This is a genomic window from Parachlamydia sp. AcF125, assembly GCF_018342475.1.
In the GTDB taxonomy this organism is placed as follows: domain Bacteria; phylum Chlamydiota; class Chlamydiia; order Chlamydiales; family Parachlamydiaceae; genus Parachlamydia.
Genome location: NZ_JAEMUD010000001.1, coordinates 989438 through 1004506, shown reverse-complemented (window position 1 = coordinate 1004506; position 15069 = coordinate 989438). Strand labels below are relative to the sequence as shown.

Below are 15069 nucleotides of genomic sequence, written 5' to 3'. Positions count from 1 at the left end.
ACTTGATACGATGCAAGCAATAAAAACACTTTACTAATTTTACTCTACCACAACAAGGTTATTCTTGCAAGGGGAGCTAAAATTTTTTGTTTACACCCCTTTTAGAAATCAATCTGATATTTTCTCCCATCTTTTTCAAGCAGAATCATATGGGATCTAATCTCTTTAATTGTCATTCCGTCTAAGACATCGTTCGCCTGTAAAATTCGGCCGTTAATGACCACGCTTAGGGCATTCCCCTGGCTAGAAAACCCATTGACTCTGTACTGATTCGTAATATTTTCAATAGCACTAGCAGGCATTCTTTCAGCAACTAGGTTTTGTAAGGAACGCACGCCTGGAATTTTCATAAATCCTTCCACTAGCGCATCATAAGTTTTCAGTTTTTTTGGATCCACATTTCCACCCAAAGTGAGCTGCCCTTCTTGCATGGACACTTTTACGTCCCTCAGCCCCTGACCTTGCAACTGAAATAATACATTAGAAACCACATCCTCTTCCACGACTACCTTTTTCTCTAAAAGGTCTAAATAAGGAAAGCTTGAGCTTAAAGAATCGGATAATTGCTCAGCTTGTTTACGGGTCTTCAAATAACCAGATAAAACGAAATGTCCAGGAGTGGGAGCATAGACAGTCACTCCTTTCCAAAGAGGATTTCGGGATAAAACCTGATTAACCTCTTTCCAAACATATTCGTCAATGACAATGCCTGTATCGTCTAAGCTTTTAATGAATGGCAAACCCTGCAAATTATACAAAAGTTGATTCCGATCCACTGCGGTCAAAACGTGCCCCACTAAAAGCAATCTTCCCGTGGACGTATTAAAAGAATACTTAACACCTGGAAACATTGCTAATGCCTCTGCAATTTTTTTCTCGGAATCTGCCGTTTCTTGCCTTTCTACCGGCTTACTTTGAAAGAGGGTTGCAATTCCCATGCCAACCAGGGCAAAAAGTCCTGTAATAATCGCAATTAAAATAAAGGCGCTCAAAGCGTGCGCAGATGTATCTAACTTTTTCTCTTCAGAAGGGGGGAGGGCTACGTCTGCGACAGAGGGGGCGGCCTCTTCTTCTGGGACAGCAATCGGTTCAGCTAGCGGCTCTTCTTTTTGAAGGACTTTGACAATAGAAGGGAGCAAAGGTGAAATAATGGTATGCATTTCACCTTCTCGGTCAAAAATAATAAAGGAGGTAGTGCCCATCGTCACAAGCACATTGGTTTGAAGAGGCTTTCTTTCTTTCAGAGGCTCTCCATCTACCAGAGTTCCATTGCGACTTTTGAGATCTTCAATAAAAAGATGTTCCTGTTCATCAAGGGTAATTTTGGCATGTGAACGGGAAACGCTGGTATCGTGAAAAACTACGTCGCAGGCGTTAGGGTCAGTCCCTATAATGTAGTTATGAGAGGGCTGAAGAGAAAATTCTGCCCCATTATTGGGTCCTCCCACTACTTTTAACATCCAACGCCCTGTTTCTTCGAGACCAAAATTAATCTCAGCGAGCTCTTCCCCCTCCTCTTCTTCAAATAACGTGTCGTCAGCGGAGAAAGGGTCTGTGCCCTCATCGTCCCTGCTGGAAGTGAGGTGTTCGGATAATTTTTCTTCTTCGTTAATAGGGGCTTCAACTTCGTTAGGAATACTCATAGGGGTTTCCACTGTTTCTTCTTTATTTTCTTCAGGTTCTGAAGGTTCTAATGGTTTTATCTCTTCTTTTTCTTCTTGAGGAGTTGTTTCTACTTTTTGATCTTCGGCCGCTTCTTGCTCTTGGGGTTCATTCTGGGATTCGGACTCTTCCCCTTCCGCTTTTTCTCTATTTTCTTCAGGCTCTGAAGGTTCTAATGGTTTTATCTCTTCTTTTTCTTCTTGAGGAGCTATTTCTACTTTTTGACCTTCACCCGCTTCTTGCCCTTGGGGTTCATTCTGGGATTCAGATTCTCCTCCCTCCGGCAATTCCCCAAGCTGCTCTTCCTCTGGCTCCTCATTTAATAAATCTTCTTTCAGCTCTTTTACATGCTGAGCGACATCTGGCCCATCGAGAGAGCTCTCTTCGGAAGATTCAGAATCTGTCCCTACATGAAAGCGAAATGTGCCGCTTCCAATTTTAATACTGTCCCCTTCACGTAAAAGGTAAGGTGCCTTAACTTCTTGATTGTTGATCTGAACGGGATTAGTGATACTTAGGTTTTCTAGTATAATCCCTTCGGGTGTTTTGCGGCAAATCGCATGCTTGCCAGAAGCTTCCGGATCTTCAACCAGAAGTTGACATTCATCAGGATCTCGGCCGATCACCCATTGATCACCTTTGTTGAGAAAAAGGGCAAGCCCTTTGAGTAATCCATCTTCTGCAATTAACCTAGCCGACATAAGTTTTCAATCCGTTTTAAACCACATTAGAACATAAAAGCATGTATCATTTCTTAATATAATGATACAATTTTCATGCCAGTTTTCAGAGAGGCGTTAAAAATCCCTTTATTAAGATGAAGCCAATTATATCACAAATTCGCTTTTAATGAGCATTCCAGCTAGGAAAAAAGAGCTTTACAGCCAAAGGGCAGGCTAACGACCTTTAATCGTGCCCTCTTTATTAATCGCAAAGCAATTTAAAAGAGAGCTTTGGTTCGCGCGCCCTTTTTCTCCACCCTTTTCACTCAACCATATCCTTTAAAGAGAGCTTCAACTCGGGAAGGTTTAAGCTTTCTTAAAATTTTACCTTTTTCAGCAGAGGGATAGTTAGAAAGCCAAAGGAATTTGGTTAAACGGAAATATTATCCCTATGGCTTAAAAAAACTCTGCCCACCTTACCTTTTTTGCCAAAAGAGGAAAAAACCCCAGATTTCTAGCCTTATCTATTATAAGGATAGCAAAAAGCTAAACCTCTACTAGGCTAAACTAGCCCATCTTGTGCGGCTTAAAGGGGAAAGAAAAATTGTCCCCAGCGATGCAAACTTAGGAATGATTTTAGGAAGGGGTTTTAAAAAGGCTTGAAAGAAGCGGGATTGTGAGCCCAAGATGTAAATAGGCTTTTCAAAAAACAATATCAAGAGTCTAAAACAATTACCCAAGATTTAAATAAATACCAAGAGAGTCCCGAAAGATCTTTCGTCAGGAAAAAAATAAGGCAAAATTCAAAGTAAGCTTAATCAAAATTGCCCATCAATTCATAGACCTCTTTTGGTAGCTAAGAAATCTAGTAAAACGGGCGATAGCCTAACATCTTTCCCAAGCCTTTTGACAAAAAAGGTTGCATACTCTTGCGCAGGCTGTTGACACAGCTTAAATAAGGGGCAAATAGGCTTTTTTTAAGTTAGAATAAGCATCCCTACTTTTAAACAGCCTCGCCCTTTTTAAACTGCAGAGGAAAACTAATGGTTTAATTCTATTAATTTACCCGCCTAACTTTTTACCGCTTGACGGTAATACGCTTAGCTTCAGACGATTTTGCCTTTTGAAAAGTAATCTGCAATATCCCCTCTTTGTAAGAAGTTTGAGGCTCCTGCTTGTCATCAATTTGCTCAGGAAGAACTACGCTATAAAAAAACGAACGAACAGACCTTCGGTGAAATTTTTTGTCTTTATCGCTTTCTTCTTCTTTTTTCTGGCCTTTAATCCACAAAACTCCTTTATCCAAATGCACTTCAATCTCTTCTGGCGTTAAACCTGGCATAGCAGCTTCTACTACAATGCGATTATTTTTATCTTCATAAATGGTAAGCCCTTGCTCACTTGACTCTGGCACCAGCTGTTCAACTAGCTGTTCAAGATCGTATGTCAAGCCTCTGGGAACACGAAATAAAGGATTACGGTTAAAAATAGAAGGGAATAAGTTGCTAGCCATTTCATACCTCCATAATAGTTTTAAGATTAAAAATGAACGATATAAATGCAATATTTTGCTTATCACAGCACTGTAAATGCTGTCAACAAAAAATGCGGTGATACTTTGAAAGTTTTTAACCGCTTTTTGTCTAGTTCTAGAGCCTACAAAACACTTAATTTCTCCCCTTATTTTGTAAAAGGAGCCCCCCTCTAAAAGCTCATTGAGCTGATGGGAGCTTTTATAAATACTTCAGAAGTCCTTTTTCTTTCTAAAAATCTTTCAACTAAAGGGACTGCTATTTTAATAAAGCTATTGTGAGGGGGAAACTCGCTGAAGAGATCTGCCTTATTTCTCCAAAGAATTGCTTAAGCTAAATATGCCACTCCAAGACCTAAAGAAGCTAAAACTTTTCTTTTACCTCTTGCTACTTACTGCTCTTTTCAGGTGGGTGAAAAAAATTTTTCGATCCTTATGCTCCCTTTTTTATAAGAGAAAAACATCCAAATCGATGAACTATCCGCCTTTTTCTTTAACATCTAGGCTTTTCCTAGTGTTTTATTTTCAAAATCGCTACCTAAATGGTTATAAACGGTTAAAAAATGCAAAAATTCTATCTATCCTTTAATACCTCTAAGATTTGGCCACCAGCCTCGCTTCTTCCTGCGCCTCTCCCATTCCGCTGCAATGCCTCTGCCAATTTCTCTTTTTCATCCAAGAAAACGTCGGGAAAACTTAAAATCGCATTCCCGACGTACGAAGCAATAGGGCTTACTATCTGTTTCTTCTACGAGATTGGCCCCCTTTGCGGCCTATTTCTCGATAGAATTCGGGGCCGTATTTAGAAGCAACGGCTTCTCCTCCTTTATGTCCAGCCTCTTGGCGGCTGCTTCTTCCCCGGCGGCCTCCTCTTCGGTGGCCATAGTCTTCTTCTTCCTCATCATAGTCGCCGTGTTCGCCGTAATAGCCTTCCTCCTCGTCATAATCTCCATAGTCTTCCTCTTCCTCATCATAGCCTTCATACTCGTCTTCATACTCGTCTTCTTCATCATAGTCTCTACCCCTACGGGCTGATCGACCTCTACCGCCTCGATAGCCGCTTTCATAGTCTTCCTCTTCTTCTTCGCCCCAACGAGCATGCCCGCCTTTACGACCAATCTCTTCGTAAAACTCTGGACCATATTCTTCAGAAACTGTTTCACCTCCTTTACGCCCTATTTCTCGATAAAATCCAGGACCATATTTAGAGGCGACGGCCCGGCCACCTTTGCGGCCAATCTCTTCATAGAATTCTGGGCCACGCTCTTCAGCAACTGTTTCGCCTCCTTTGCGTCCAATTTCTCGATAAAACCCAGGCCCATACTTAGAAGCAACAGTTCGACCCCCTTTGCGGCCAATTTCTTCATAAAATTCTGGGCCATATTTTTCCGCAACCGCTTTCCCGCCTCTATGGCCTGCCTCTTGCAGGGTCATAGTGCCATGACCTCTACGTCCGCCGCTACGCCCACCATGGCCGCCTCCGCGTCCTCCGTGTCCGCCTCCACGTCCTCCATGGCCGGCTTCTTTACCCCAACGAGCTTCTGCTCCTTTGCGGCCTGCTTCTTGACGGCTCATTCTAGATGATTTTTTGGCTGCCATAATAACCTCCTTTATTTGTTAGTAAAAAGCACTGACAGATGATAAGAAGTTAAATGCTTGCTAGCTTGCGTGTTTCGATAATGAGAATTAAACCAAACTCAATTCAACTATTCGCACATAAATGATAAACTATAATATTACCACCTAACTAAGGGTTATAAAAAAGATTAATTTGTGTGGCAAGAGAAAACTCAACTAAATTTAATTTTTTTTCAAAAACAACAGAAAAACAAGCGATAGATAAATTTTCTAGTGTTTCTATTTTTGTTTTCTAACTTTCAGTAAATCAACATTAAAATCGCTTTTAGGCTGATTAAGAGCATGGTTATAAATTTGTAGAGGATGTTAGTTAACTGCTAATTAAATGGCTAATTCAGAAGTAATTTATCAATCTTTTCTTGCACTCTAATTACATTAGAATTGCATTAACAATTCACCCTCTTTTTAATTAAATGTGCTTTTAATAAAAAACAAAGAGCACCGAGCACCTAAAACCGGTATGAAGCTTTTGCTATTCACATTTTTGCAAATAGCTTCCAGTTTTTATTAAAAACACCTATTCGAGGCATTAAAAATCGACAAAGTTGGCAAAGAAACCTATTTGGAGATTTGACAGAAATGGATTCTATTAGCAACAAAATACTCTGGCAGTCTTATAGCGGCACCTTTTGTGCCGTCATTAGGTAAATGGATTGACAAGAGCCTGTCATTTGTTAAAAGTTGTATTTGCAATTCCTAGTGTTTTCTCAAGCTGCTCTGCTTTTACGTATTCTAGCCCATCTTCTAATAGGCCAGGTTTTGCCAATATACAAGCAATTTTAAAGAAAGATTAGTTTTTATGAATTTCATGAGAAGTTGTAGAGATAATTCCTAGCATCTTCTTAAATTGGCAAGCTTTAACCAATCTTAAGAAATCTCTACGAGGACCTTGCTTTTGACGTCTTTGGAAGGTATAGCATTCGCCACCACTAATGCTTTATCAAGCTGATGAGTTTTTGCCAACAATCGAGAAATATCACTCAAAGCAAAACTTTTATTATATCCATGAGAAATCATATTGGCAATCCTGGTTGCTTCCTCGAGATGTTGAAGTCTTGCTAAAGATGCAGAGATAGAGGAAAAAGCATCGTCTTTAATTCTTTCATCAAAGATCAGATTTGCAATCGCTAAAGCCTTATCAAATTGCTTATCTTCTGCTAATTTAGAGGAAAATCTAAGCAAATGTTCACATATGCTTTCTAATAGGTCTTTTCTCTTAACTTTCTTCGCAACCTTAATCGCTGCTCCACATTGGTCATTTATTATTAATAGAATACATATACTTTTAAATGTTTCTTCTCGTTTGTCACGATGGATCCTATTAGCAATTTTAATTGCTTGGGGGAGCTGTTTTCTTAATGCCAATTCTAAAGTTAGATCTATGAGTGAATCATGGTTCTCATCAATTAAATCTGCGATCTCGGCAACTTTATCATAAAGCCCTTGTTCCATTAGTTTTGCTATGCCATTAAGCATATAACTTTGATTATTGATTTCAGGCTTAAAAATATCATGAAAAAGCCAAGGGAACTCCATCCCTTTTGCTTGCTCATTTAAAACTTCCAAATCTCTTCTATAAAAAGAACACACGGCAATCAAAAATTTAATTTTTTCACTATAAATATGCCCTTTTAATTGAGCTATAGTCGTTAGTTTTGAAAAGTCAAGAGTGTTTTTTATATTTTTTAAGTAAGTTAGCCTTTTCTCTGGCTGAGCACTTGCCTTAAAGGCCAAGAAATTTCTAAGGTAAAATTTTTCTTCAAAAAGGAAAGGAGTGGCTTGAGAGCCACAATGAGCCATTGCAAATCGAATAAAATGACTGACTAGCGAAACTTCTTTCCTTTGAGCGATTTTTACTATTGTTTGGTTCCAGCCGGTATTGACTTTCATGCAGTTTTCATAGTCGTTGCTTCCAATGTAACTCAATACGCCTTCAAATATTTCCTGCGGGAGGTCGCAGAGTGTATGGGAATATTCGATGGCAGGCACTAAAGTTTGGATTTTATGGAGGACATTATCAAATTTTTTTTCCTTTCCCCTTGCAAAGCTGTGACATCTAGTTTTGAGCACCTCCACTACCTCGATCAAATCTAATTGATCTTTTTTCCCTAAAAACTTTTGATGTTTTTCTGCAAATTTAGCCACTTCCTGCGCAACTTTTAAAGGAGAGGTCTGCGCTAGGTGAACGTTAGGAAGAAGAGAAACGAGCCACTTGAGCCACCGCAATAACTTGGGATCCCGCCTAGAAGTTTTTTCCAATTTTGTATTTAAAAAAATATTATTAGACTTGCTAATCTCCGTTAATTCCCTTACTTTAGAATAAAAGCTTTCGCGACTTTCGTAAATCTGGTAGGGCATAATCTCTTCTCTTCAGCTAATTAAAAAAAGTTAAAAAGTTATTAATTAGAATTATTTCCTATTCATTTCAATTGAGCCAATCAAGCTAGCTTATTTTGCCAAAGCATGTACAGTTTCAATTAAATTTTTATTTGAACGCAAATATTTTTCTTCCCTTGAGGTATTTAATTTTTATTAGGGCAATCCTTAAAAAAAATTTCAGCCTCACGTTTTCTTTCCTCAAAGTATTTTTTTACAACTAAATAAGCATTATCAATAGCTTTATCCCCTTCTTCTTTGGGGGATTTAATATTTAACTCTGTGGTTTGAGTCCCACCATCCATTACGCTTACAAGCCTCTCTTCGTGCCTACCTGAAGGTATCTGCCTATTTATAGGTTCTGAATTCATATAAATTTTAGCTAGAATACTTCCAAGAAAAGCGTCGGGACTCTCATCCTCAAACCGAGCGAGTTTAGTGGGTTCAAAACAAAAAGCAATAGAACGGCGATTAAATTGCGGCAGGGCTGATTGAGGATCCCCCCCACCTTCCTCTTCTTTTCGATCAAAAATTTCTGCGGGTAAAGTAAGAAGAATTCCACCCTCTGAGCATTGGTAGCTTTGGTTAGCAACCAGCTCCCCATTAATCTTTTCTCTCATTTTTTGCGGGGCCATGAATACAGGATAGGCAGAAGACGCCACTACAGCATCTGCAATTAGAAAATTTTTCCATTTCTTAGATTCAGAATTTATGTGGAGAAGAGAGAAGGTTTTTAAATCGGTTATAATCATGTGTAAATGCTTGAACTTTTTTGAAGTAATTTTACTCCTGCTCCCTTCTTTAATTTGGGCTGCTAACTCTCCGAAAGTGCAATTAGGAATACCTGTATGTTCTCTTATGAGTTCGTTAAGCCAATTTTTTAATTTTTCCCCATTTGTCCATCCTAGTCTCAAACCCATTGAAGCAGTTAAAGTTTTTAGTAAAGAAATCCCTACTTTGCCAGTGATAGATGCCGCTTTCTGAACGGTTTCTAAATATTCGTTAAAACTTTGCTTTTTTTCTTCTGATAGCTCCACAGCCAAAAGATCGAGTAATTCCTTTACTACTGTCTCTTTCAGTGTATATTCTAGTTGCGAGGCATTCATGCCTAGAGCAAGAAAAAGCGCTGCCAAGGCCCCTGCACCTGTCCCGGCAAACCTTTTCATCCCGCCAAGCAGCTGTAGTTCTTCTAAGGCTTTAACAACCCCAAAGAAAACTAAACCCTGCGCTCCTCCCCCGTAAAAGATGCAATTATGGGGATCTTGAATCATACAGTCTATCGACATCCGCTCATCTATTTGCCTATTAGATTTTAAGCTAAAAAGAAGATCACGGGTTGCTTCATCGCCCAAATCACTAGGAGCTTTATTCTGATCATCTCGCGCACTTTCATCAGCTCCCTCTTTGCTTAAAAAGCGAATCGCATGCTTGTGGTTATTCTGAGCAGCATAATGCATAGCTGTTCTCCCCATGCTATCCTTGGCTTCTATTAAAGCTTTTGCGTCTAATAAGATTTTTAAACTCTGAAGATCTCCCAAGGATGCAGCAAGCATGAGAGGAGTTTTGCCTTCATAATCTTCACCTTCAATAAGCGGCAAAGCTTTCTTTCGATACTTTGTTAGAAGATGCCGCAGCATTTCAGGTTGATTCATCCAAATTGCTAAATGTAAAATATTGCCAATCTGTTCTATATTTTGGGAAAAATTGATCTTGCTTGTTTGTCGCAGCTCTTGTACGGCTTCCACAAATTGGTCTAAGCACTCTATGAATCCTTTATAAATAGCAAAAGAAAGGGCATTGAGACGAAAGTTATTATACATGAGATATTGGCTAGGATGATTGCCATATCGTAAACAGATAGGTATGAAGGCGTTTTGTCCTCCTTCGATTGCACTAAGAAGTAAATTTGCTCCTCTTGAATCTAATGCACTCAATCGGGCAAGACATGTACCTGAGCGCCTAAAAAATAGGGGAGCTAAATTGCGAAGACCTTTTCTTACAACAGCATGGATAACATGATCTGAATCCTTACCTACCAAAGTTCTATACAAGTTATTTGCGACAATTTTTTTAATCATTTCATCATTTTCAGTCAGCAAGAAATGCATAACAATAGACTGATCTGCAGCTTTTACGCAGGCGGAAACTTTACTTTGAAACTGTGAAAGGAGGCCCCAGTTTTCATCTTCGCAAGCTTTTAAAATTAAAGAATAGGAGCGTTCATGCCACTCTAATTCACTTTCGTTGGAAAGCTTAGCCCCTAAGGTGCTCTGGAAAAGTGTGGAGAGAGTAGAACCTTGAGAATCTGCAGGAATATGTTTGCTTTTGGCAGCTGCGACCGTTCTCTTAGCTATTGAAGGAGATTTCAAGCGGAATTTATCCTCTTGATTTTCATTTTTTATAGAAGTCTTTAAAGAGTTAAGATTAGCGCTAGGTAGTTTTTCTCCATGGAATACATAAAAATCATAGTTTGAGCGTAGAAAAACTTTTGCCGTTAGCGCTAAAGCTGGCATGAGGAGAGTGCAATAAGAGGCCACTTTTAACGCTACTGCTAATAAGGAACATCGGCTATTTACTAATTTGACTTCTATTGCCTGCCCTTTTGATGGGGTAGAAATAATTTCCGCTCTTTTCCCCCCTAGGTAGAAATAGCTGTCCGTTTTTTCTAGAAGAAAAAGCTTAAGAGATTTAACCGAGTCGCTAGATTTAACGGGAGTGAAAAAACCAATCTTATCCATTTTTAAGCCAAGTATCTTCTATTAATGCCACATTTTATTCAAAAAAATAAAATTATAGCTTAATTGTCTTTTTCCACAAATTATAAATTTACAATAAGGTTATTTATTTTCGAAAAAACTTATTAACTGATAAAAGGTTAAGCTGATGGCTCAAAAAATTGAGAGAAAAAATATTGTCACAAATTGTTATACCTGGCTTTTTGTCCCATCTACTTATGTTACTAGGTTGCAGCTAATCGATGTGAAAAAGTAGGATGCACGATGTGATATTAAGCAACCCTCACCCTGAGCTGCTTAAGGTACGGGTATAAGCCTTAAAAACAATCTGGAATTAGGTAGAAGGGAACTTGACACAGAAGGTAAAAAAAGCACCTTCTTCTAGGAAAACTAAAGGAAGGTTGTTGCTAGAATTTATTCATTCTCATCAGAAACCTATCTTAAAAATCCCAGAAACTCTTAAGACTTGAAAAATGGAAAAGGTTGGCTTAAAGCACAATTAGAAAAGGTAGGTTAAATTTAGAAAATTATTTCCAGCCCAGGTCGCATTTCTCTAATAGTAGTTTCTATGGATGGAGAAATATTCTTAGAGGTTTTCAGATAAAGGAGTGATAATTTTTTTAAGTTTTGAACAAGGCCTAAAATCCCTTTTTCAGTCAACTTATAACACTCCCTCAGATTAAGCTCAGTTAGGTTTTCTAAAGAAATAAGGTGGTTTAATCCTTCATCTGTTATCTTCGAACACCCCCATAAAGTAAGCCTTTCAAGACAAGAAAGATTTTGAATAAAACCAAGTGCCAAATCGCTGATGGCTGGACAATAAGTAAGGTCAAGATTAACGAGGCGCGTTAGCTGCTTAAGCATTCGACAGCCATCATCAGACACTTTGTCACAATTGCGCAAATTGAGAGTTTTCAAGCTTTTTATCTGAGTAATGCTTTTTAGCCCCTCGTCTGTTAAAAGTAGGCATCCATGTAAGTTTAAAACTTCCAGATGAGGTAAAGATTTTAAATGGGCAAGGGTGAAATCGCCAATAGCGTGGCAATAAGAAAGTTCTAATTCAATAAGACCGCGGAGTTGAGAAAGGATTTGGCACCCTTCATCAGTGAGGTTATAACAACTCTTAAGATTGAGATAAACAAGCGATGATAAAGCGCCAATGGGCTCTAACGCTGCACCTGTAATATTACAACGGCTTAAATTCAGACGTTCCAAGTGCCTCAAAGATTTTAGGTAGTGAATTCCCCTATCAGTAATTGCTCCGCACTGCTCCAAATCGAGCTCTTTAAGTGATTGGATGGTACCAATCGTTTTAAGGCCTTGATCTGAAATTTGGCCACACCCCTCTAAAAACAGCTCTTCCAAATGGGGAAGGGCTGCGACTGCTTGCAATCCCTGATCATTGATAGAAGTCTCTCTGAGATTTAGGACCGATAAATTCTTTATAGAAGCCAAATAGAGGATCCCTTTATTTGTAATATTTATGCATTTTGCAAGGCATAAGTGGCTTAAAGACTGAAATTTTTGTAACCATTTTAGCCCTTCATCCGTCAATCCTGGTTGGTTCCCAAGAGCTAAAAGTTGGAGCTGCTTTAAGGCAGATAAAGCTTCAAGATCGCAATCCATTAAATATTCGCAATTATTAAGATCGAGCGATAAAAGCGTTTTAGAAGAAGAAAGGCATTTGGCAAAACGCTCATCAATGTGACACTCATTAAGTTGCAGATGAGTTAAATGAGGGAGTGAACCTAAAATGAGTATGCCCTCCTCACTTAGGCTGTAGGCCGGGTCTATTGACAAACTGGATAACTTGGGAAATAGAGCTAAAAATTTTAAGCCTTCATCAGAAATTTCGCATGAAAATTGAAGAGACTCCATTTGAGGACAGTATTTTGCCAGCAAAAATAGTTCTTGGTCACCCCAACCATAACCATAAAAACTAAAAGTTTTTATTCCCTTTTCTTTTAAAGTAGCTAGATAAGCTTCCACTGATAAGTTTTTAGGCATTGGCATGTTTTTAATTTCTTTTTAGCAGGTTTCAGGGATTATCTTATGCAATGCATCTGGGTGAAATTTTTTATCATTAAACATGTTTCAAAATTTTGTACAATAGCTTTCGAGCCTGGACAAATCACAGCCCTCACTCTATATCATTTCTTTGCTGTTAAATAAATTTTCAGAACAATTTTTATTTTTTTTCTTTGAGTAGTTGATAAGCTCGAGCAAGCACATTTTCATCTACCCATTTTTCTAAATGGTGAGATAAAGCTCCCACACCTGGTAAATCCTGGGGAAGCACTCCTGTGCATTCTGCGATCTCTGCGTAAGCACACCCTCGTGTGATCATATCTACAACTTTATTTTCAAACACATCGATCAAAATTTTTAAAAATTCTTTATCTTTAGTATCTCTAAATAGTTGCCCTCCTACCCTTAATGCAATAAGACGCACTTGTTCATCTTGATCCCAGGAAGCCCCTTTCATCATCTCCTTAATGTAAGGGGAATATTGATCCGCAATTCCCCAATCCTGGAACAAGATGATGGCCACGCTGCGAGAGATCATGGGCTCTTCCGGATAAACTAAGAATTTTTCTAATATTTTTTTATATTCAAATTTTCTTGTCTCCCCCAGTATGGCTAGCAAAACTTCAAGGTTAGGCTTATCCGTAAGGTTTTCAATGCGATAAATTACTTCTTTTAGCTCCGCCTCAGAAATTTTACCTCTTTCAGCTTTTGCTAGCATTTCGCTCATATTTATTCTCATGTTAGTCAAAGACCTCTTATTCAAATTTAGGGAAGATGTTAAAGCCGTAATAATTGACACTCATACGGCTTGAAAAGCAATTACTAGGTATCAAGAAGCAGGCCTAAGGTATTTGTTAAAGGTCCTACTCCTGTTCCTCAACCGCTTCTATACAAACTTTGATAGAAATACGCAGTGTTTCTCCATCGAATTGTAGGAGAAATCCAAAAAATCCACTTCACGCCTTTGCATAGAATTTTCGTTTCCAAATTTATCTCTTAAAAGTTTGCCTTAAAGTTTTCTCCCTTCTTATAAAGCTGCATAAAAAGTGGCCATCTTCTGCATTCCTTAAAAATACTCAGCCGTATACCCCTCCTTACCCCCCTATAAGAGATTTCCTTGGAATTACAGCCAATCAATTGCCGGTGTAGATGGAAAGGAACTTCCTTGTTCTATTTTTCTTCGAAGAATTTCCCAAAAAGCAGGATTCTTATCTAAAAAATCCCTAACGCGCGTTTTCACACTATCTAAATAATTCGCTTGCTGCATCTCTTGACCCCAAGCTTCTACTATTTCGTTAGGATGAGGAGGCGAGTTATCCTTTACAGGTGGGGGTAATAAAATCTCTTGGGTTTCACGCAAGCAGACAACAAAAGTGCGTTTCAAATCAGGATCGTTGTTAACAAAAGAGTGAAGCTTTTCAATTTGAGCAGTCATCACTTCATTTTGAGCCTTTAAATCTTGAGTTTCGTTAATTATCATCTTTTCCTCTTGGCTCCTCTTAGCCCCTTCTATAGTAGGGTAATCTTCTTTACCCTTAGAGCTGGAAAAAAGAGCACTCATCTTTGCAATGCTTTTTACCACAAAGCACAGAAAAGAATGGGCCCCTGAAAGAGGCTCACTTTTCTCGGAAGTGGCCGACCCCTTAGCTGCCGAGGGGTGTTTCAAGCTGGGCTGGCCCCCTTGATTCTCATTTTTTATAGAAGCATTAGAAGAATTAAGATTAGCGCCAGATAGTTTTTCCCCATGGACTATATAAAAATCATAATTTGAGCGCAGAAAAACTTTTGCCGTTAGCGCTAAAGCTGGCATGAGGAGGGTGCAATAAGAGGCCACTTTTAACGCTATTGCTAATAAGGAACATCGGCTATTCACTAATTTGACTTCTATCGCACACCCTTGTGACGGAATAGAAAGGATCTCGGCTCTTTTTCCTCCTAGATAAAAATAGCCGTCTATTTTTTCCAGCAGAAAAAGTTTAAAAGATTTAGCCGAGTCGCTAGATTTAACGGGAGTGAAAAAATTAATTTTATCCATTTTTAGGCTCCTTATCTCTCTCTTATTCTATCTAATTCCAAGTTAAAAAAACAATTATAATGCAAATCTTTTTTAAACTCAATTCATAAAGTTATTCACTTTAGAGCATTTGTTGGCTGGTGAAAAGACTAAACATATTAATTCTAAAAATTTTAAAAAGTTTAGATTATGAAAATAGCTGTTCTAACAGGCTCTCCCTTTAAACAAAACCACAAATTCAATGGTCCTGTGTAGATGTTAAGCATCACAAGAGAAAAGAAGAAGGCGGACAATGAAAGATATTTGATAGGGCAAGGTTTAACTCCAAAGGAATTAGAAAGGAAAAAGGAGGGAAAGGCTAGTCCTCAATCAGCACTTTAGCCTGATGACAACACCGTCTCCAAAGCCCAAATCTCTTTAACG

General features: G+C 38.7%; 8 protein-coding genes. All 8 read right to left on the bottom strand.

Going from position 1 to position 15069, the window contains the following annotated elements; translation table 11 throughout:
* Positions 1–101: 101 nt before the first annotated feature.
* Positions 102–2363 (bottom strand): type III secretion system inner membrane ring subunit SctD, encoded by a 2262-nt coding sequence (gene sctD, locus PARA125_RS03905; RefSeq protein WP_213157394.1) that lies wholly within the window; start codon positions 2361–2363, stop codon positions 102–104.
* Positions 2364–3402: 1039 nt separating this feature from the next.
* On the bottom strand, positions 3403–3837 hold the full coding sequence (locus PARA125_RS03900; RefSeq protein ID WP_213157393.1) for an Hsp20/alpha crystallin family protein: 435 nt from the start codon (positions 3835–3837) through the stop codon (positions 3403–3405).
* 753 nt (positions 3838–4590) lie between these two features.
* Positions 4591–5454, bottom strand: a complete 864-nt coding sequence (locus PARA125_RS03895) for a KGG domain-containing protein (RefSeq protein ID WP_213157392.1) — start codon at positions 5452–5454, stop codon at positions 4591–4593.
* Between the two features lie 906 nt (positions 5455–6360).
* The gene (locus PARA125_RS03890; protein WP_213157391.1) at positions 6361–7851 is read right to left on the bottom strand and encodes a hypothetical protein; all 1491 of its coding nucleotides are present in this window, start codon (positions 7849–7851) and stop codon (positions 6361–6363) included.
* A 164-nt stretch (positions 7852–8015) separates the two neighbouring features.
* Positions 8016–10607, bottom strand: a complete 2592-nt coding sequence (locus PARA125_RS03885) for an ankyrin repeat domain-containing protein (protein WP_213157390.1) — start codon at positions 10605–10607, stop codon at positions 8016–8018.
* A gap of 516 nt (positions 10608–11123) precedes the next feature.
* Complete coding sequence (locus tag PARA125_RS03880; RefSeq protein WP_213157389.1) at positions 11124–12617, bottom strand: leucine-rich repeat domain-containing protein; 1494 nt, start codon at positions 12615–12617, stop codon at positions 11124–11126.
* Between the two features lie 175 nt (positions 12618–12792).
* Positions 12793–13359 (bottom strand): hypothetical protein, encoded by a 567-nt coding sequence (locus PARA125_RS03875; protein WP_213157388.1) that lies wholly within the window; start codon positions 13357–13359, stop codon positions 12793–12795.
* Between the two features lie 396 nt (positions 13360–13755).
* Positions 13756–14667, bottom strand: coding sequence for a DUF648 domain-containing protein (locus tag PARA125_RS03870; protein WP_213157387.1), 912 nt, complete (start codon positions 14665–14667; stop codon positions 13756–13758).
* Positions 14668–15069: the final 402 nt, after the last annotated feature.

Bases quoted from the DNA above. Each gene is read 5' to 3' on its own strand.
- sctD (WP_213157394.1), bottom strand. From the start codon at position 2,363: ATGTCGGCTAGGTTAATTGCAGAAGATGGATTACTCAAAGGGCTTGCC.
- PARA125_RS03900 (WP_213157393.1), bottom strand. From the start codon at position 3,837: ATGGCTAGCAACTTATTCCCTTCTATTTTTAACCGTAATCCTTTATTT.
- PARA125_RS03895 (WP_213157392.1), bottom strand. From the start codon at position 5,454: ATGGCAGCCAAAAAATCATCTAGAATGAGCCGTCAAGAAGCAGGCCGC.
- PARA125_RS03890 (WP_213157391.1), bottom strand. From the start codon at position 7,851: ATGCCCTACCAGATTTACGAAAGTCGCGAAAGCTTTTATTCTAAAGTA.
- PARA125_RS03885 (WP_213157390.1), bottom strand. From the start codon at position 10,607: ATGGATAAGATTGGTTTTTTCACTCCCGTTAAATCTAGCGACTCGGTT.
- PARA125_RS03880 (WP_213157389.1), bottom strand. From the start codon at position 12,617: ATGCCAATGCCTAAAAACTTATCAGTGGAAGCTTATCTAGCTACTTTA.
- PARA125_RS03875 (WP_213157388.1), bottom strand. From the start codon at position 13,359: ATGAGCGAAATGCTAGCAAAAGCTGAAAGAGGTAAAATTTCTGAGGCG.
- PARA125_RS03870 (WP_213157387.1), bottom strand. From the start codon at position 14,667: ATGGATAAAATTAATTTTTTCACTCCCGTTAAATCTAGCGACTCGGCT.